Genomic DNA, 20,464 nt, shown 5'->3' on the forward strand with positions numbered 1-20,464 from the left:
AGATCATGATTGATTTTTTATGAAACGCTGAAAGTCTTATCAGATAAGGAGTCTAGAATATTAGATGCGTTTGCCCTGTCCTATATTCAATAAATCAGGCGTGAATTAAGTCTGTCTCTGTTTCAATATTGAGAGCTTAAGATCAAAAATCTAAGTCAAATGAAAAATTGTCATGGTACAGCTAATGGATTTTAAAGAAAAAAACCAAAGACATTGGTTAGATATCGCTGAGTTCTCCTGTTCTATGGTAATGATATTGGCTTTGATCGTGGGCTGGTGGCTGCAATCATTTTGGTTCCCGTTAACGCTGGTGGCGATCGCCGTTCTGGTTTCACAACTCAATCGTCTTAGGTCAGAAAGACTTGATCGTAAGCGAGCCAGCCATTTTTCTAAGCAATTACAGCGTTTAAGCCAAATGTTTGAAGCGTTGGAACAGGCTGTCAACCGATCGCCTTTGCCCCTTTCGCTACCATTTTCACCATCATCCTCTCCACCCCTCTCTGCTGATCTGGATAGACTGCATAGCCTAGAAGATTCTCTCTCTGAATTGGTTAAATATTTTCAGCAACAGGCGATCGCCGAACGCCTAGAACAGTTAGAACGGCGTTATCAATGGCTGAGTGTGGAAGCAGAGACTAGCCCGACCTTTACTCCGCCCCTGCCCACAGATGCTTTTCCTAGTCCTGTCGCCCAGGCAGTTCCCAATGGATTAGGGGTTTCTAGCTCCATACCGGCGATCATTCCCCAAGTCAGAATGCTGCGTCAGATTCCAGCCCATCGTAATGCGGTTTCTTCTTTGGCCATCAGTGAGGATGGACGTTTTTTTGTGAGTGCAAGTTGGGATCAATCGCTGAAAATCTGGGAAACCGATTCTGGCAATTTATTGGGAACTATTATTGCCCATAGCCAGGGGGTTTTAGCGACGGTGTTTTTAGCGACAACGGCCAAACTTGAGGATTGTCGGTTAGCCAGTGGTAGTTTTGATCAAACTTTAAAATTTTGGCGTGTTAAATCCCGCTCTCAGACTGGGTATGACCTAGAGCTAGAAAGAACCTTGACTGCTCATACTGGCTCTGTTTATCAGTTGGCCCTAGCGGCTGATCACCAATTGCTAATCAGTGCGAGTTATGACCAAACCCTAAAACAGTGGGATAGTCGAAGTGGAGTTTTACGGGAAAGTTCTCTGGATTCTCTCGGCTCCATTGAAGCGATCGCTGTCCATGAAGAAAGGGAAATTATTGCAGCCGGTGGAGGAGACGGAACAGTTACGCTCTGGCAATTGGGGACGGGTCAGAAACTTGGTCATTTAGTGGGTAATATTTCTTCGATTAAAGCATTAGCCATTAATCACGCTGGCCATTGGATTGCGGCAGCTTGTACCGATGGCACTATCAAGTTTTGGCAATTACCTCTTACCCTGCCACCTAATTTATCACTGCACCCTCAACAGCAACTGCTGGCTCATCAGGGACAAGTAACCAGTCTGTGTTTTACCAGTTCTGAGCAATTATTGAGTGCTGGCAATGACGGCGGGATCAAACTTTGGCAATCGGAACAAGGGGAAGCGATCGCGGTGTTAGTAGAGCCATCCCTTTTCGCTGCTCCCAAAGACATCGTGTTATCGCTAACCTTAAGTCAAGATGAACAATTCCTGCTTTCTGGTCATGCAGATGGTACAGTATCCATCTGGCAGTTTTTTGTCCCAAATTCCTAACGTTTAAGGGTTTTGGTTTTGATTTTGATACAGGATGGATAGTTATACCGCAAAAAGAGGATGATTAAAATGCCGATAGGTCTTGAATATCAATGGGGAAGACCATGAGTCAAAAAAAAGAAACCTTAATCCTGTTGCTTTCTCTCTGTTTAACCCTGGGGGCAGTGGGCATAGGCGTTAAGTTGTTAATGCCATCTCCTAGTGGGATAACTCAGTCTTCGCAAAATCCAGGGCAGCAAGAGACTGATTTAAGGCAACGTATGAGCTATGGAGAACGATCTCTGATTCCTAGCCCCACAAATATTCATAAAAGTGTCGCGATCCAAGCCTTTGCAGAGGGGAATTTTCCCAAGGCGATCGCCGAATTTCAACAATATTTACAGCTTGTTCCCAACGATCCAGAGGCTTTAATTTATCTGAATAATGCCAAAATTAGCAAAAATGCCTTAGCTTTTGTGGTTTCTGTTCCCATTGGTAAGGATCTCAATGGTTCTCAAGAACTGTTGCGAGGGGTGGCTCAAGCCCAAACGGAAATTAATCAAAAGGGTGGTATTAAGGGAGTTCCCCTCAAAATTTTGATTGCTAATGATGACGATGACGTTGGTATAGCCCAACAATTAGGACAGCAGTGGGTTAAGAATCCAGAAATTTTAGGGGTGATAGGTCATTTTGGCAGTAATACGACGATTGAAACGGCGAAGAATGTCTATGAACCCCAAGGTTTACCGATGATCTCACCGACCAGTACTTCGACGGAAATTTCAGAACTGGGTAATTATATTTTTCGGACAGTCCCCAGTGATTTGTTTGCCGGCAATGCTCTCGCTAACTATATGTTAAAAGATCTGAAAAAAACGAAAGCCGCCGTTTTTTATAATTCCCAAAGTAGCTACAGTAAATCCTTGAAAAATGTTTTTACCACCGCTTTGTTGGGGAATGGGGGAGAAGTGACCCTGGAGGCCGATTTGATGGCGGCTGATTTTAATCCGGTTGAAGCGGTCAAACAGGCTAAGTCCCAGGGAGCGCAGGTTTTAATGTTAGCGATGAATACCTCTAGTGTCGATAAAGCGTTATTGGTGATTCAAGCTAATCAAGGACAATTACCTCTTCTCGGTGGGGATAGTGCCTATAGACCTCAACTTTTGCAAAGTGGTGGCAAAAATGCGGTCGGGATGGTGGTGGCGATTCCCTGGCACGTTCTGGCCCATCCCAATAGTCCTTTTGTACAAGAAGCAGCCCAGCTTTGGAAAACCAGCAATGTGAATTGGCGAACGGCGATGGCCTACGATGCCGCCCAGGCCTTTATTACCGCTTTGGGACAAGATCCTTCTCGTCAAGGCATTCAAAAAGCTTTATCGAGTCCCACTTTTACTGCGCCTGGAGCGAGTGGTAATGTGCGTTTTCTCCCTTCCGGCGATCGCAATCAATCGGTTCAGCTTGTGATTGTTCAACCAGGAGAGCGATCGGGCTTTGGTTATGATTTTGTGCCGGTGAACAGCAATTCCAAATTCAGAATGTAGCTAAAGACAAAAAAACTCAAGGTAATGTTTTAGACCTGTGGAGCACTTTTCTAGAACGTTGTCAGCGAAAGAATTGCAATTGGTCTTATCCACAGATTCAGAACACTACCGATTCAGATACTGTTTTTCAATCTCTGCGGCTGGCAGGGGTTTAGAAAATAAATAGCCTTGGCCAAATTCACAGCCCAACGTTTGGAGCCATTGCTGCTGTTGGGGAGTTTCGATCCCTTCGGCAATCACCGACAAGTTCAATTGTTGACTGAGGGCCAGAATCGTATTCACAACATGATAATTGCGATTATGATCTTGAATCTCCTTAACAAAAGAGCGATCAATTTTAAGATTATCCACTGGAAAACGATGTAAATAACTGAGGGAAGAATACCCTGTACCAAAATCATCAATGCTAATTTGAATCTGGCGCGATCGCAGTTTTTCGGTTAAGTGAATTGCCATTTCTGCATTTTCCATAATCGCGCTTTCGGTAATTTCAAGTTTGAGATGGGAGGGCTGAATTTGAGTTTCTGCCAAAATGCGATCAATATCAGCTAATAAGGTCTGGCTTCCAAACTGTCGTACCGAAAGATTGACACTCATACTGAGATCTGTCCAGCCTTTTTGTTGCCAAGTTTGGAGTTGTTCACAGGCTTGCTTCAAAACAAAAAGATCTACATTGACAATTAAGCCAGTGGCTTCTAAACAGGGGATAAACTCAATCGGAGCAATCATGCCTCGTTCAGGATGTTGCCATCGGACTAAAGCCTCAAAACCGGCACATTTTTGGGTTTGTAGATGGATGATCGGCTGATAATAAAGAACAAATTCTTGATTTTCGAGGGCACGTTGTAAGTCATTTTCCAGATTTAAACGAGTTACCATGGCCAGGTGCATCTGGGAGTCAAAAATTTGATAACTGCCCTTGCCCCGTAACTTGGCTTGGTACATAGCAGTATCAGCATCCTGGAGGAATGCTTCCGGTAGTTGACTCTTGCCATTGTCCAGAGCTACCCCAATCGAAACGGTCATAAAAATATCACAGTTGGCAATGGAAAAGGGAGTATGAAAACTGTGCAAAATGTCTTGAATAAAGCTCTCTAACGCTTCTTTTGTCTCAATCTGTTGCAATAAAAAACCAAATTCATCTTCTCCCAAACGGGCTAAAACATCTCCCGATCGCAAATGCTGTTGTAAACGGTCGGCGATCGCGATCAGTAACTGATTACCAACCTCGTGACCAAAGGAACCATTAACCAACTTGAACTGATCACAGTCTAGGGACAGAATGGCAAAAGATCTTGGCTCGAATTGACATTGCTCCACCAATTTTTGTAGCAAGAAAGTTCGACTGGGAAGCTTGGTCAGAGAATCCCGAAAAATCATGGACTGTAATTGAGCCGTTCGCTGTTTGACCTTGGCTTCTAAATTGGCATTAAAATGAGCTAATTGCTGATACTGTTCATGGATACGTAACATGGAGCGCACCCTCGCTTTTAACTCCAAACGATTAACGGGTTTACTAATAAAATCATCGGCTCCAGCACTTAAACATTGAGCCAAATCAGTCTTGTTGGTAAGAGCCGTAACCATAATAATGGGGACTCCTTCCCATTGCGGCATAGCTTTAATGCGTTGGCAGACTTCTATGCCATCCAATCCCGGCATCATCACATCTAGCAAAATCAGATCGGGCTTAATCGCGTTGAGAAAACTAAGCGCCTCTTGACCACTAGCAGAATAATGTAGAGAATAATCCTGATCATTTAAAAGGACTTCGATGACATCAAAGTTTTCGGGTTCATCATCAACGATCAGAATAGAAGACATAGGTAGCTGTGGTTAGATAGTTAATACTTTTGGGCAAAAATGAAATAAACTGGGACAATTAATCGCCTAATTGCCAATAATGGGGAGAGAAATTGTTACCTTTGTTTCTCGCTTATAGACACTCTGAATAGAGAAATGACCGCCAGCCAGTTGAACAATTTTCATCACGATTTTTAAACCAATCCCGATACCTGGTTGTTGATGCTCCTTGCGCTCAAATTGTCTAAAGGCATCAATTCTAGAAATTTGATAGGCTGTCATCCCTCGTCCCCAATCATGAATGGAGATATTCAGCATCCCGTCGATAATCTGGCTTTTAATCTGGATCTCGGTGCCACAAGCAGAATATTTCAAGGCATTATCGACTAATTCTTTCAGTAGGATCGATAAATATTTTTCGGGCAAAGATAGGGTGGCTTCCTTAAGCTCAAATTTTAGATCTTTATTGCGTTCATAGCTTTTGGCATGAATTTCCAAAGCCATCTTAATATCAGCCGCCGAAAATCGCGTTTGAGCCGTTCCCAGATCTTTGTGCTGACTGACGGTTATTTCCAATTGTAAATACAGCAGGAATTTTTTGGTTAGTTCATTAAGGCGATTGGCCGATTGATCTGCCCAACTTAGTATTTCCCGTACTTCGGTAATTTCCATGTCTTGAATATTATCCTTCAGCACTTCAATTACGCCGATAATGCCATTGAGGGGAGTATTCAGTTCATGGGATAAACTAACGGCCAAATTGCCCGTTAATTCTTCTAAATTTTGTCCTAGGATGTTAATGGTGTCTCGTTGAATGACAGAGAACTCTTGAATCCGATCATATTGCTGTTTGATGCGTAACATCGATTTGACCCTAGCCCGCAATTCAAAACGATTGACGGGTTTACTGATAAAGTCATCGGCTCCAGCTTCCAAGCACCGTGATAAATCTTCCTTAGACGTTAAGGCCGTGACCATGATAATAGGAATGGCTTGCCATTGAGATTTGGCTTTAAGTTGTTGGCAAACTTCAATTCCGTCTAAACCTGGCATCATCACATCCAGGAGAATTAGGTCTGGACTAAAAGTATTGAGTAAAATCAGGGCTTCTTGACCACTCGCTGCATAGTGCAATTGATAGTCGGCATCACTCAAAAAAGTTTCAATGACATCAAAGTTATCTGGTTCATCATCAATGACAAAAATCGATGGTACATTCATTAGCTATTGACCTAACTTTCCAAAAGGTTATGAATCGCCTTTACTAACTCTTTCATTTTAACAGGCTTACTCAAATAATCATTCGCTCCCGCAGTCAAACAACGATCGCGATCGCTCGGCATGGCCAGGGCTGTTAAGGCAATGATCGGAATTTTAGCAAGGTTTGGATCTAGACGAATCTGTTTAATCGCCTCTAAACCGTCTAAATCGGGCATTTGAATGTCCATCAGGATCAAATCGGGTTTTTGGGACTGACTGAGGGCGATCGCCTCTTTCCCGTTTCTGGCGAGGAGTAGGATAAAGCCTTTGGCAGTGAGATAACTGGAAATGGTGATTAAATTGGCTTCATTATCCTCGGCCAACAGAATTAAAGCGGCTTTTTCGGGTTTTGACTGACTCAGCGTCATAGATAGCTCGGCCAAGGGATCAGGGATTGAAACCCAATCTAAACAATCCTGACAGGGAAGATCCACCGTAAAGCAACTCCCCTGACCAACCTCACTCCTAACCCCCACCCGCCCACCATGAAGTTCTACCAGACGTTTGACAAGCGCTAGTCCCAAGCCCGTTCCCTCATATTGACGATTTAAGGCCCCATCAAGCTGTACAAAGGGCTGAAACAGTTTGCTGATATTTTCGGTAGCAATACCAATGCCTGTATCCATGACTGCGAGACGTAAAAAGGATTGAGGCGGAGAAAATGGTCTGACTTCTAGGGTAATCTGTCCTCCCTTGGGTGTAAATTTAACCGCATTACTCAGCAGATTGATCAGGACTTGGCGAATCCGTCGCTCATCAATCACTAAGTCAGGTAAATTAGGCGGTAATTTTAGCTCTACTTGAATTTGTTTCTGGGATGCCTGGGCTTGGATCAAGGCGAGACTGGCATGACAAAGAGGAGCAATGGCGGTGGGACGACAATCTAACTCAATTTTATCTGCGCCAATTTTAGCAAAATCGAGAATGTCGGTAATGAGCGAGAGTAAATGTCATCCGTGTCAACTTAACGTGTAACTCTTGCTAATTAAGGCTTTGGAACCGTTTGATGACGAGCCGTTGAGCCTTATTTCGGAGGATTAGAAACTATAACGCTTGATTAATCGTTGATTGATGATGGGTTAGCATCGCATAATCCATCCTACGATCCTTATTTAGTAAGGCTTTTGGCTTAAGTTGACACCAATGGAGTAAATGTGTGCCACTACGTTCAACTGTTTGAAGAGATTGACGTTGTTTCGCATTGATTGGCCCATAGATTTCTTCCTGTAGTCCTTCGGTCATTCCCAAAATGGCGTTGAGGGGGGTTCGCAGTTCATGACTCATGGTGGCCAAAAATTCATCTTTGAGACGGTTAGCACGCCACAATTCAGTATTGTTTTCCTCCAGTTGGATCTCGGCTTTTTTGCGATCGCTGATATCGATAACCAAACAAACACAATTGTCATCGTCAGGAGAAAGTAAAGCGACACTGAGCAAGATCGCAATGGGGTGGCCATTCTTATGGTAATAAGCTTTTTCCCAAAGCTCAATAAAACCCTCCAGTTTGAGTTGTTCAATGGTCGCCAAATCCTGTGGCATATATTCCGGTGGTGTTAGCTGAACCCAGTTAATCCGATTAGCCTGAAGATCCTCTCGACTGTAACCAATGATTTCCAAAAAACGATCATTGGCATCGGTTATCTGACCATTAAAATTGGCAAACATCATGCCAACAATATTCGAGTCAAAGACTCGACGAAAACGGGTTTCACTTTTACGCAAGGCTGCTTCTGCCCTGTCCCGTTCCTGGAGGGTTGCTTGTCGTTGGCTAATGTCCTGAAACGCAATGATCGCATGGCTAACCATCTTGTGAGCATCGAAAACAGGGGTTTCCCACACCTCTAAGGCGATTCTGCCGTTATCTTTAAGCATCTCTAAATCATCAATGTGGCTGGCCTTGCCTTGCAAAGCATGAACAATGGGACGGCGATCGCGGGGATAGGGCTGATCTGTGCCAGTAATATAAAACTTATAATTAAGTGCTAACCCATCGATCCGACTCCCCAAAGTGAAATGACTGCCCAATAGCTCTTTGGCAATGGGATTGCAATAAATAACAATGCCATCGGGCTGATAAATAATAATTCCCACCGGAATAGCGTTTAAAAACTGCTGAAGTTCTTGGTTATGATTATTTAAGACTTGCAGCGCATTTTGAAGACGAAGAGAAGATTCCCTGATATCCGCAGCCATGCGATTAAAAGATTCAGCTAGGATATAAAGTTCGGTGACTAAAATATTTTCCGTTGACAATATTTGTTGCTTGCCCTCAGCCACTAATTGACTCGCTTGGCTCAGTGATTGAATTGGCCTCGTAATGCCATTGGCGATCAGGATACCAATCGCAATAGATAGAAATAGCGTCAGTCCACACAAGATCAGTATTCGTTGATTATTGGCCTCAATGTCGGCCAGGTAATCAGATTGAGGTATGGCAATTATGACTAACCAGTCAATCCCAATTTGATGACGATAGGGAGTAATTTGAATAAATAGATCTTGATCTTGAATATTTATTTTAGTATTGAGAGTTTGTTTGGTTCGATGTAAACTCTCTAATTTCTGATTAACGATTTTATTGATAGCTTGGGAAAGGGGATCTTGAATGTCCGCTAATTTTATCCGGTGAGCCTTGCCATTGATGATTTTATTGGGGTTCTGAGTCGCGGAACTAGCAACCAATAATCCAGAACGCTCTAGGATGAAAACCTGTCCCGATTTGCCAACGGTAATATGTCGCAAAAACTGACTGATTTTGGCCAAACTCAAATCTATGCCCAGAATTCCTAATAGTTTGTGGGAGGAGTTATAGACAGGCGCAGTGGCAGAGATCGAGATCTCTTCTGGTACACCATTCCAATTATAGATGGAACTCCAACTCCAAATGGGTCGTTTTGCTTCTAGGGCCTTGAGATACCAATCCTCATTGGTAGGATTTTCTTGCTTTACTATGACAGGAGGATAGAGACGGTTGCCTTGATCATCGGGTCGATAAATAGTAATTGTACCCAGTTGCGGTTGTTTTATTTCAGCAATTTCTAAGTTACCATCCACATAGCCTGAGCCAATAAATTGTTTTTGAAGATTGCCATAATTCATATAGGAAAAATTATAGTTAGTAACTTGTTGCCAAAACAGTTTTCCTAGCTTGTTAAAATTATTAACATCTATTAATCCTGAGCCAATGAGATCTCGATTGCTTTGATTGACCTTCTGGGCTATATCTAGATAGGAGTCTAGATGTTCGATGACGTGTTCTTTGGTTTCAGCCATCAAATGATTGACCGAGGCTGCCACTGATTTTTGGCCAACACGATAGGATAAATAACCCACGAGTCCCACCGCCCCGACAATTTGCACCACAAAGGGAACAATGAGTAGCCAGCGTAGCGAGAGATGACGAAAGAAGAAAGGAGATTTTTGCATGAATTATAAAGTTGCTCCCGTCTTTAATTTTGCTGTTCTAAAAGCTGTTGAATGGTCGTAACCAGTTGTTTCATTTTAACGGGCTTACTTAAATAGTCATTGGCTCCCGCCGCTAAACAGCGATCGCGATCATTAACCATGGCAAAAGCTGTTAAGGCAATAATAGGAATCGATGCGGATAGAGGGGCCAGACGAATTTGTTTGATCGCTTCTAAACCGTCTAGCTTAGGCATTTGAATATCCATTAAAATTAGATCCGGCTGGGCAGATTGGGCCAACGCGATCGCTTCTTCTCCATCTTTTGCAAAAATCAACTGATAGCCCTTGGCCTTTAAATAACTTGAAATCGTCCTAACGTTAGCATCATTGTCCTCAGCTAAAAGAATCACGGCTGACATTTCCGATGTTTTCAGAACGGGGACATTAGAGGAACTATCCGCTTCGGACGGAAAATTTGCAGAAGCCCTGATGGGCTGAGATTCAGTACAGGGAAGGGTCATGGTAAAGCGACTGCCCACCCCTAGCTCACTAGTGACCCCCACCTGCCCACCATGCAGTTCAACCAAGCGTTTAACCAAAGATAGTCCCAGACCTGTCCCCTCATATTGCCGATTGAGCGCGCCATCAATTTGGATAAAGGGTTGAAACAGTTTGTCGATATTTTCCGCCGCAATGCCGATGCCGGTATCAATGACCGCCAGTTCTAAAAAGGGAGGAGGAAGGGGATCAATGGTCTGGGGAGGCCTAAGGGGGGTCACTTCGAGGATAATCTGGCCACCCTCTGGGGTAAATTTGACTGCATTGTTGAGAAGATTGATCAAAACCTGGCGGACACGCCGTTCATCCACTAACAGGGCTGGCAAATGGGACGGTAATTTGCTCTCTAATTGGATACGTTTATTGAGGGCCTGTTGTTTAATAAAGGCCAGACTGGAGTTACAAAGGGAGGCAACCGCGATCGCGCTACAGTCTAATTCAAGTTGACCGGCTCCAATTTTGGCCAGATCCAGAATATCGTTAATCAAAGATAATAAATGAGAACTACTGCGCTCAATGGTTTGCAGTGCCTTGAGTTGTTCTGAGTTAATCATCCCAAAAACTTTTTCCTGAAGTCCTTCGGTCATGCCGAGAATGGCATTGAGGGGAGTACGAAGTTCATGGCTCATATTGGCCAAAAATTCATCCTTCAAACGATTGGCACGAACCAATTCTGCATTGGTTATTTGTAACTGAGCCTCCGCTTGTTTCCGTTCTGCAATATCAGTAATCGTTCCAATTAATCTCAGGGCTTGATCCCCGACTGCCCCAAGAACACGTCCCCTGGATAAAAACCAAGTGGGGGTTCCATTCATCTGGAGGAGTCGATGTTCGCAGGAAAATTCGGGCGTTTTATCGTTTAAGTGCAAATGCAGGGTTTCTAAAAAGCAGTCTCGATCTTCGTGATAAATGTATTCTATCCAATCGTTAAAGTGGGCGGGTAAGGCTAAATCGGCATACCCTAGCCATTCCTGAATCCCTTGATCCAAGAGAAACTCGTCGCTCTGCATATGCCAATCCCAGACCCAGATCTTCGCGGCACGGGTTGCCAGTTCATAGCGTTGGGCAACTTCTGCATATTTACGTTCGGCGATCGCCAATTCCATCTGTTTGTAAGCTTTTACCTGTTCAAAGACAGAGGCTAGGGTTGTCCCCAAAAAACCAATTTCATTGTTAGGTAGGCGAGGCAGTAAAAATTTTTCTTGATGTTCACTTTTGGCGATCGCTCCGTTAATTTTGTCCAAGGGAGAGAGAACTAAATGTTGAATCAGCCAGCCCATAAATAACAAAATCATCCCGCCACTGATGATCAAGACCCAAACCAGTGAAAGCGCACCTTGTAGGGCATCCTGTTCCATTTCTTGAAGATTCATCACGGAGATCGCCACCCCTCGATGCTGGGTTGGGGACGGGGAATGCGGATTCTGAGGCGTAAATAAAGTGCCACTAAATGGCAGCATTTGAACTACTACTGGTTGACCATCCAGGGTCGTGCGAATATTCGTTTCAATGCCATTTTGGGAAGCTTCGTGTTGAGCGGCGGCTAGAGTCGGACGCAGTTGGGCATAGGAGGTAGCACGATTTTGAATCGCAAAGGCATCACTATGAGCCAGAATCATACCGTCAGGGGCGACAATAGACACTTCAATTACCGTTGGTAGGGTGGCATAGTTTTGAACTAAGCGTTCCACCAGATAGACATCCTGCCGTTCAATCAGTCCTTCTGAGGCAAATTCCAAACCTTCCGTGATACTCTCTGCCCGTTGTTGAACTTGCCGTTCTAAACTATTTCGCAAAGAATGATAGGCGATTGAAAAAGTTGCCAATCCAACTACCATTAAAGAGGCTCCAAAACCACTTAGTAATTGTTTAGCAAGTTGTTTTTTTGTCGATGGCTGAGACTGCTTCATTGCTGCCAATTGCGAGTTGCTTTGGTAATCGGGCCAGCATCAATTTTTACATCGTTACGTACAATTCGCCCATGTCGAAGATCGGACAATAATAGCTGGCGAGTTTGTTGATAGGCCTCCTCTAATCTTCCTTCCACAAACATCCGACGATTCATCTCTAGATCGCCTTTTTTAAGTCCCTGGAAATCCGTTGCAAAGGTCTCTGGGGTTACGCCTAATTGTTTGGCTACAGTAGCAAAAACGACTTGTGGTTGCTTATTAACCGCCTCCATCGTCTCAAACCAGGCTTCAATAAATTGGATCAATTCATCCTGTTTATCGGCAATAAGACTGGCGCGAGTTGCCAAGCCATCAATCACTAAACTATCAAGATCAGCAGTGGTATGAATTACCTTGCCACCAACGGCCTTGGCTGTATCCGTTAACAGGGGTTCCCAAAGGACAGCCGCATCAATTTTGCCCTGTTTGATGAGAGCGGCTCCTCGCTCATTGGCCACATCGACAATCTCTACGTCGGTGGGTTTGAGGTTATTCGCCTTAAGGGCTTCTAGTAGAATTAAGTGGGATACGGTGCTAAATTTAGCACTGACTTTTTTCCCTTTTAAGTCCTTGACTGAGGTGAGCTTCGGGCGAGCAGCAATGCCATCTGAACCGGCGGAAATATCCACTACCATGACAAAAACGGGTTTTTCCTGATTCCAATCCACTTGCATGACTTCGGACAAGGGCGCAAAACTGACATCCTGGGAACCGCGCATGGTGGCGCGAATATTATCTTGTTGATTGTTAAAGCGGATGAATTTAACATCTAGCCCATGTTGACGATAAATACCCGCTTCTTTGGCGTATAGGGCGATTTGATAGCCGGGCCAAGTATTGAGTCCGACCTTAAAGACTTTTAAGGATTGAGTTTGCTCAAAACCACAACCTTTCAGGGCGATCGCAATTGTTCCTACTAGGCAAAATAGCATTAGGAAACGAAAAAACTTAAATTTAATCATTAAAATCATAATTATTAAGGGATAATGTCGATTAGGGGTTTTCGGGATAGCCCCGCACTTCAAAATAATTAATCTCAGATAGCAAAAAACTCCAGTATCCTAGAAGGTATCCTAAGCCAACTAAATACTAGAGTTTTTATGCCCGACCAAGTATACGTCGGTCGAAAATCTGACAAGCCCATTGTAGCCCCTTCCCTCTAAGATGGATACACATTCTTAGAATCCCTTTCAGAGAAAGACAAGTATTGGGATGTGTGCGACCTTTAGTTGATAAAAGAGCGTTGCTTAATCAGGGTATGAAATAGAATTTTGCATACATCTAGAAACCAGTGTGAGTCAATGTTTTAAAAATTGCATCTTTAGAGATTCATACCTCAAGTCAGCAACGCCTAACGCTTCATCGCCCTTGCCATATCCCGTTGATCATCACGCTTTTTGATCGCATCCCGTTTGTCGTGTAACTTTTTACCTTTCCCTAAACCCAGGGACACTTTCACAAAACTGCCCTTCATATACATTTTAAGAGGAACTAGGGTTAGCCCTTTTTGTTCAACTTGACCAATCAGTTTGCGAATTTCCCGACCGTGCAGTAAGAGTTTACGGGTACGTCGAGGATCGTGATTAAAATACGCGCTACTGGCATCGTAGGGAGAAATATGAACATTAATTAGCCAGGCTTCACCGTTCCGCAACAGCGCGTAGCCATCCCGCAAATTCACTTTGCCCGCTCGAATCGACTTTACTTCCGTTCCTTTGAGTTCAATTCCGGCTTCGTAGGTTTCTAGAATCTCGTAGAGGTGACGGGCTTGGCGATTGTCGCTGATTAATTTAAAGGTGTCGTTTTGATTACCCATATCTTAACTAGGATAACATCTTCACTTCCGTTAACGGTAGACTGATCACAGTCTTTTTGAGAGTGAGCGATCGCCTTGCTTGGCAGGATACCCCCAATTTTCCCCATAAAATTTGCCCAATGTGTTGTACTTTGAGGGAGAAATTAGCATTAAGGGCAAACCCGGACGAATGGAAATACCTCAACTGATTTTTAATGGCATTGCTGTGGGCAGTATTATTGCTCTAGCGGCGGTCGGACTAACCTTAACCTATGGCATTTTAAGGCTTTCTAACTTTGCTCATGGTGATTTTATGACCCTGGGAGCCTATTTGGCCTGGTTAGCCAATACCAGTGGGGTGAATCTCTGGCTATCAATGGGTTTAGGGGCAGCAGGAACGGCGATGGCCATGTTACTGTCCGAGTGGTTACTGTGGAAACCCATGCGCGATCACCGAGCTAGTCCGACCACCTTGATTATTATTTCCATTGGACTGGCGTTGTTTTTACGCAATGGTATTTTGTTTATTTGGGGCGGCAATAACCAAAATTACGTGGGGCCAATTATTCCAGCTCAGGAATTTTTAGGCTTAAAACTTGAGTATAATCGCATTATTGTTATTGGTTTGGCGATCGCCGCGATGGTGGCGTTACATTTGCTCTTACAAAAAACCAAAATTGGTAAGGCGATGCGGGCAGTGGCCGACAATATCGATTTAGCACGGGTATCGGGCATCAATGTGGAATGGGTCGTGATCTGGACTTGGATTATTACGGCGGTACTAACGGCTTTGGGCGGTTCCATGTATGGGCTGATTACGACCATTAAACCCAATATGGGTTGGTTTTTGATCTTACCAATGTTTGCTTCTGTCATTCTCGGCGGCATTGGCAATCCCTATGGAGCGATCGCCGGAGGTTTAATTATCGGTATTGCCCAGGAGGTCAGTGTGCCTTGGTTTGGCCCCGATTACAAAATGGGGGTAGCGTTACTGATTATGATTGTTATTCTTTTAATTCGTCCCCAGGGTTTATTCAAAGGAACCACCTAAACATTTGCTACAGACCATCTTGAGCCAGCAGATAGTCTCGAACCCAGAGCGCGCTAGCAGGTGCTAAGAGAATGCCATTGCGATAATGTCCTGTGGCAATTAACACATTGTCGTATCCGGCTAAGGGTCTAAGAATCGGTGAGGATTCCTCCTGGGGTTGAGGACGTTGCCCTGACCAAGAATGCAAAATCCTAGCCTTGGCTAAATCAGGACAAAAAGCGATCGCGGTTTCCAAGAGTTTTTCTAAACTCAAGGGATCTGGCTGCAAACTTTCTGATGTTTCTAAAAATTCAACGGTAGCTCCTAACCAGTATTCTCCCTTTCCTAAGGGCACAATATGGACATCTTCCCCCGTAATCACCGGTTGAAAATGATTATGTCCTAGGATCTGAGGTAATTTAACCCGTAAGGCCTGACCCAGGACAGGTTCAAGCTTAACGGTTTGGTGTAATTGTTGGGTTAGGGTAAGAGACTCTAAGCCCGCCGTGATAATTACCTGATCGGCGACAAAATCCCCTTGATCAGTTTGAACTGATTGGACGACTTGACCATGGGAAGCCCTGTGAGCCGGATGGACAGTAAAATCCTGAACCGTTACGCCACTGCGATAATCAACGCCCTTTAAACAAGCGGCTGTCACCAAAGCTTCTGTAAATTGCCGAGGCTGGATTTGACGGTCTTGGGGAGAATAAACGGCACTGAGAATATTTTCTCCTCTGATTTGCGGACATTTGTGTGCAAGCATTTCCCGATCCCAAAGCTCTAAACGGTATCCCTCGGCCTGACGTAGGATTTGCCGCTTATGCCATTGATTGTGTTCCTCTTCAGAAAAGAGCAGCAAGACAATGCCCTGATCATTGATCTCCAAAGTTTGGCCCGTTAATTCTTGTAATTCCTGAAGAAGACTCTCGAAACGGGCCAGGGTTGCTTGTCTGAGTGTCCAGGCCCGACCCTTTGTTTTTTTGCTAATCACCCCCATGAGAACGCCTAAAGCAGCCCCACTCGTTCCACTGGCAGCCTGATTTTTTTCAAGCAGGGTAATATTCAAGTTCGGCAGCAAACTTAATTCGTAGGCGATCGCCGCACCAATAACGCCAGCACCAATAATTACAATCTCAGTCATTCGTCAATTTCTCCTTGCCGCTTTGCAGAAAAGTCTCTCAGTTGGGGGTAGGAATCGATTAGCATAGAGAATAAATTGTTGTTTTAGTAACCCTTCAAAGGAGAGCATCGTGAATAACGTCCCAAAGTTTGTCTCGCTCAATGAATCCGGACTGGGTTGTGCGTTAACGGTTTTATTGGTGAGTCTGTTACTGGGGGCAGTGGGCTTAGGCTGGGTCGTGAATAGTGTTTTAATTCTTTTGGCTTTATTAGCGGTTGCTCCTATTCTCGGCTTTTTGGGTTTGCGTTGGTGGATGAAGCGCAATTTAGTCGAGTCTGACTGCCCTGTCTGTGGTTATGAATTTACCAGTTTTAAGGGCAGTGAATGCCGTTGTCCCAGTTGCGGAGAGTCATTAAGAGTAATAGAGGGAAAATTTGAAAGGATATCACCCCCAAACACTATTGATGTTGATGCTGTAGAAGTCTCAGTACAAGTATTGGAAGATTAGCCCAAAAACAAAGGCGATCACTATCAATGAAGATCGCCTCAAAATTTTTCTTCTTCTTATCAGTTTGCAAGGAGCATTAACTTTCCTGGGTAGAGCCTCTTGTCCCTGGTAAATCCCAATTATCAAAGGAGAGAGCATCATCAGAAAAGAGTTCTTCTAAACCAGACTCAGAAGCGGGGTGATTTTCTGGCTCATTGGTTTGCCCAAAAAGCTCATCTAGCCCTGTTGTTAATAAATAGGGTTCAGGACTAAATAAATCCCCAAAGATATCATCCGATTCTTCGATGGGAGGACGCTTGGAAAAATCATCATCTTCCGTTTGCAGCATTTCTAAAAACTCCACATCGGACTTCTCTGGCGTTGAGTCTGAAAAATTAATAAAAGGGGTCTCACCACTCTGGCCAGGCTCGGACAAAGGAAGCTCCGGTAAAACTTCTCGATCAGCTTGATCCTCTGGGAACATATCCAATAAAGACAGATCTTCTGAACCTAATTCTAGCTCTGCTGATAGATCCGATAATTCTTCTAAACTTTCTAGATCCTGCATTTCAGAAAAAGCTAACAGGTCAGGATTTTCTGTAATCGCATCGTCTTGTTGGAGGTCTAAGAGAAAGTCTAATTCCGATTCGGCATTCAATTCTTCAGTCAAGGATTCGAGACTGGCATGATCTGAGGGAATATCGGCCAAAAAGTCTGCGGGTAATTCAAGAGAGTCCATTGTAGTATCAATGGCACTAATCTCTTCTAACACGAGCGGAAAATCATTGGCGATTGACATTTCCATCGCATTATCGCCTTCCGCCCAAGCTCCTAGATCTGGTTCACTGAAATTAACTTCTTCTAGAGGGATATCTACCGCATCCACCCAGTTATCTTCCTCTACCGAGATCGGTGTTTCTAATGAAGGTGAAAAGGGATCGTCAAAGGGAGAGGTTTGCTCGCTGAGCCAAGGGGATTCGTCCTCTCTAAAGCTTTCTTCCTCCGTCCAATCACTGAGATCCAGTTCTGCAACACTCGCAATTTCTGGAGCAATTTCTGGGGTTTCTGGAGAAAGCTCAAAAGCTTCTTCTTCAAAGAGAGAGGATTCTAGGTCTAATAAAGCAGGGGCTTCTGCTCTAAATTCTTGTTCTGAGGGAGCATCGATCGCATCAACCCAATTTTCTTCTGGGGCGGTTTCTTCAACAACTTCGGTTTCTTCTCTGGGGGGGGCAATGGCTTCAAGAGGCTCTTCTTGTTCTTCCCTGGCAGGGCTAGGAGTCTCAACGGCTTCTTCATGACCCAATAGTCCAGAAACAGCCGCACCAGCTAATCCAGCAACGCCAGCGATCGCGGCTCCACCAGCAACAGTCCCTAACCAGTTGGGAGTTTGAGAGGGTTCAGGAGAGGGGGCAACCTCCGTTGTAGTCGGTAAAGGGGGAGGAGATGCTTGAGTTAAGGAGGATTGGAGAGCAGCAATTTCCTGTTGATGATTATTCTGTAATTCTCGGATTTGAGTTTCGTAGGACTGTAAAGATGCCTGTTGTTCTTGAATTTGTTTTTCATATTCACTCACTTTGGCCTGATAGTCGGCTTCCATTGAGTGGATTTTTGCCTCGGCAGTTTGTAACGCTCCTGACTGGGACAATTGCTGCGATCGCAAGTTATCCATATCGTCCGTGGCCCGATTAGCCCGTTTTAATTTTCCTTCTGCACTAGCCAGTTGACGCTGAAGTTTTGCCGAAGAGAAGAAATAAACACCACCGCCGCCAATGACTAAACCCAAAATTGCAAATAAAATTTCTCTCATGATGATCTCCAAAATAATGTTATTGCTACTATGCCCAAAAATCTTGATTAAGTTAACATGGCATTGTCTCCATTTCTAAATAAGTAATTTAGTTTACTTTAACTTTTTAAGAAAATCTCTTGATCGCAAGATAGTATCTTAAACTGCTTTAACAGAGTTCAAAAAAATTGAGTGATTAAATGTTTTTCACTGACAATACAGGGGTTAAGAAATCTTAAAAGTTGATAGTCCCTAATTAAACCTGACCTTGACGATAGGCGGCATAAACCCCCTGTACGTTATACCAATTTAGGAAAATACGGGCAATTTCCAGAGCGAGTTGGGGACGATCGCGATCAATTAACCATTGCAGCAGAGGAGCCATTGTTCGTTCATTCAAAGTACCACCGAGAGATAACAAACCCCAAAGTAATCGGTGGAGCCAAGTCATTTGGATCATGAGGCGTACCTCCCAGGTCGGATGTTTTTGATAAAATAACACACCCATGCGGCCTCGCTGTATCTCTTGATCAATTAATTTAGGAATTTGCTCTAGGGAAAAGGGAGGATGCCAATGGTAGCCCACTGCCCCAGGACATTTGATTAATTTTAGCCCTAGTTGTTTGAGTCGCACCCCTAATTCCAAATCTTCCCAACCGTAAAGCTGAAAAACCGTGTCAAATAAACCGGCCTGTTCTAACCATTTTTTGGCGATCGCCACGTTTCCCGTCGCAAAGTAGGCAGCCGAAAAGTCGGTAATTTTGTAAGGTTCCGCCGTGGGATTGTCAAAATTACAAGTATTGATCACTGCCCCATAGGTAAATAGGCGATCGCTATCCAGTTGGGTCTGGCCTGCCAGTAAAGCATCGGCATGGGCTTGCAGAAATTGGCTTGTTACCACCAGATCACTATCAATAAAAATAATAGTATCTCCCTTAGCTTTGGCCACTCCAAGGTTTCTCGCGGCGGCTGGCCCCTGATGATCTTGAGCATAGGCCACAACCTTGGGAAAAGTGGCAGTATGAGCCGCCAACCAGTCCAAAGTGCCATCGGTAGAACCATCATCCACCACCACAATTTCGTAGCCAGCCACCTTGGTATCCCGCAACGCTTGTTGACTGAGAGCCAAAAGGCATTTTTCTAAAATGGGCCTACGGTTATAGGTAGGGATAACGATGCTGAAAAACATGAGTAGCCTAATCGATAGTAAAAAAAGAGGTTACGACTATCTTAAAGCTTACTGTTGCCGATACCGACTCTCTAAGCAGGCGACGTTTTCTGTAATAATCAGGATTGGACTTGTAACTTTTTTTTGATTCGCAAGCAATCCAGTTCTGCTTTCGGGCGCGAAGCGTGCCATTGGTATCGCCCCTTAACCGCTTTTAATACAGCAGAAAATTCTATCCTCTAGGAGAAATCTTAGAAACCTTTACAAAAATATACAATTTAGACGGTTCATTATGGCTCAACTTACAGGTGCGTCCGATGTCCCCGATTTGGGTCGTCGTCAATTTATGAACTTATTGACCTTTGGGACGATTACGGGAATTGCGGCGGGGGCTTTATATCCCGTAGTGAAATATTTCATTCCTCCTTCTAGTGGCTCGGCTGGAGGAGGCGTAACGGCTAAAGATGCCCTCGGTAATGATGTCAAGGTAGGGGAATTTTTAGCAGCCCATAATCCAGGCGATCGCACCTTAGCGCAAGGTTTAAAGGGAGATCCTACCTATATTATCGTGACGGGAGAGAAAACCATCACTGACTATGGCATTAACGCGATCTGTACTCACTTAGGCTGTGTTGTGCCCTGGAATGCCAGTGAGAACAAGTTTATGTGTCCCTGTCATGGTTCCCAATACAATTCCGAAGGGAAAGTTGTACGTGGCCCGGCTCCTCTTTCCTTGGCCCTAGCCCATGCAACCGTTACTGAAGACGATAAATTGGTCTTTACGCCCTGGACAGAAACAGACTTTCGTACCAATGAAGATCCCTGGTGGGCTTAATCGAGCTTACGTCAGCCCTTTGCCCCAGACA

General features: G+C 44.2%; 14 protein-coding genes and 2 pseudogenes. 5 read left to right on the forward strand and 11 right to left on the reverse strand.

Annotation, left to right across the window (positions count from 1 at the left end):
* The first annotated feature begins 184 nt into the window (after window positions 1-184).
* Window positions 185-1,714 (forward strand): WD40 repeat domain-containing protein, encoded by a 1,530-nt coding sequence (locus KA717_30965; GenBank protein UXE60050.1) that lies wholly within the window; start codon window positions 185-187, stop codon window positions 1,712-1,714.
* Between the two features lie 104 nt (window positions 1,715-1,818).
* Window positions 1,819-3,234: an ABC transporter substrate-binding protein gene (locus KA717_30970; GenBank protein UXE60051.1), complete on the forward strand. Its 1,416-nt coding sequence runs from the start codon at window positions 1,819-1,821 to the stop codon at window positions 3,232-3,234.
* 105 nt (window positions 3,235-3,339) lie between these two features.
* Here the strand turns inward: KA717_30970 and KA717_30975 are convergent, their stop codons facing one another.
* The 8 genes and pseudogenes from KA717_30975 to smpB all read right to left on the reverse strand — a co-directional run bounded on the left by KA717_30975 (window position 3,340) and on the right by smpB (window position 14,025).
* Window positions 3,340-5,058 carry an EAL domain-containing protein gene (locus tag KA717_30975; protein UXE60052.1) on the reverse strand — a complete coding sequence of 573 codons (1,719 nt, stop codon included), beginning with the start codon at window positions 5,056-5,058 and terminating at the stop codon, window positions 3,340-3,342.
* A 66-nt stretch (window positions 5,059-5,124) separates the two neighbouring features.
* Window positions 5,125-6,258 (reverse strand): hybrid sensor histidine kinase/response regulator, encoded by a 1,134-nt coding sequence (locus KA717_30980; GenBank protein ID UXE60053.1) that lies wholly within the window; start codon window positions 6,256-6,258, stop codon window positions 5,125-5,127.
* Between the two features lie 11 nt (window positions 6,259-6,269).
* Window positions 6,270-7,133, reverse strand: coding sequence for an ATP-binding protein (locus KA717_30985; protein UXE60054.1), 864 nt, complete (start codon window positions 7,131-7,133; stop codon window positions 6,270-6,272).
* A 310-nt stretch (window positions 7,134-7,443) separates the two neighbouring features.
* Window positions 7,444-7,644 (reverse strand): annotated as a pseudogene (locus KA717_30990) (hybrid sensor histidine kinase/response regulator).
* Between the two features lie 60 nt (window positions 7,645-7,704).
* Window positions 7,705-9,570: pseudogene (locus tag KA717_30995) on the reverse strand (PAS domain S-box protein).
* A gap of 176 nt (window positions 9,571-9,746) precedes the next feature.
* Window positions 9,747-12,086: a response regulator gene (locus KA717_31000; protein ID UXE60055.1), complete on the reverse strand. Its 2,340-nt coding sequence runs from the start codon at window positions 12,084-12,086 to the stop codon at window positions 9,747-9,749.
* Between the two features lie 80 nt (window positions 12,087-12,166).
* Window positions 12,167-13,171 (reverse strand): ABC transporter substrate-binding protein, encoded by a 1,005-nt coding sequence (locus KA717_31005; GenBank protein ID UXE60056.1) that lies wholly within the window; start codon window positions 13,169-13,171, stop codon window positions 12,167-12,169.
* Between the two features lie 389 nt (window positions 13,172-13,560).
* Window positions 13,561-14,025 carry an SsrA-binding protein SmpB gene (gene smpB, locus KA717_31010; protein UXE60057.1) on the reverse strand — a complete coding sequence of 155 codons (465 nt, stop codon included), beginning with the start codon at window positions 14,023-14,025 and terminating at the stop codon, window positions 13,561-13,563.
* A 169-nt stretch (window positions 14,026-14,194) separates the two neighbouring features.
* Here smpB and KA717_31015 point away from each other — a divergent pair, with 169 nt between their 5' ends.
* Window positions 14,195-15,055 carry a branched-chain amino acid ABC transporter permease gene (locus KA717_31015; protein ID UXE60058.1) on the forward strand — a complete coding sequence of 287 codons (861 nt, stop codon included), beginning with the start codon at window positions 14,195-14,197 and terminating at the stop codon, window positions 15,053-15,055.
* Between the two features lie 7 nt (window positions 15,056-15,062).
* Here the strand turns inward: KA717_31015 and KA717_31020 are convergent, their stop codons facing one another.
* Window positions 15,063-16,178, reverse strand: coding sequence for an FAD-binding oxidoreductase (locus KA717_31020; GenBank protein UXE60059.1), 1,116 nt, complete (start codon window positions 16,176-16,178; stop codon window positions 15,063-15,065).
* A 109-nt stretch (window positions 16,179-16,287) separates the two neighbouring features.
* Between KA717_31020 and KA717_31025 the strand changes: the two genes are divergently transcribed.
* Window positions 16,288-16,665, forward strand: a complete 378-nt coding sequence (locus KA717_31025) for a hydrogenase maturation nickel metallochaperone HypA (protein UXE60060.1) — start codon at window positions 16,288-16,290, stop codon at window positions 16,663-16,665.
* 76 nt (window positions 16,666-16,741) lie between these two features.
* On the opposite strand, the gene KA717_31030 is transcribed toward KA717_31025, so the two are convergent.
* Window positions 16,742-18,451, reverse strand: coding sequence for a hypothetical protein (locus KA717_31030; protein ID UXE60061.1), 1,710 nt, complete (start codon window positions 18,449-18,451; stop codon window positions 16,742-16,744).
* Window positions 18,452-18,686: 235 nt separating this feature from the next.
* The gene (locus KA717_31035) at window positions 18,687-19,619 is read right to left on the reverse strand and encodes a glycosyltransferase (GenBank protein ID UXE60062.1); all 933 of its coding nucleotides are present in this window, start codon (window positions 19,617-19,619) and stop codon (window positions 18,687-18,689) included.
* A 271-nt stretch (window positions 19,620-19,890) separates the two neighbouring features.
* Here KA717_31035 and KA717_31040 point away from each other — a divergent pair, with 271 nt between their 5' ends.
* Entirely contained in the window at window positions 19,891-20,433 is a 543-nt protein-coding gene (locus KA717_31040; GenBank protein ID UXE60063.1) for a cytochrome b6-f complex iron-sulfur subunit, read from the forward strand.
* The last annotated feature ends 31 nt before the right edge of the window (window positions 20,434-20,464 follow it).

This window comes from Woronichinia naegeliana WA131 (assembly GCA_025370055.1).
GTDB classification, from domain to species: domain Bacteria; phylum Cyanobacteriota; class Cyanobacteriia; order Cyanobacteriales; family Microcystaceae; genus Woronichinia; species Woronichinia naegeliana.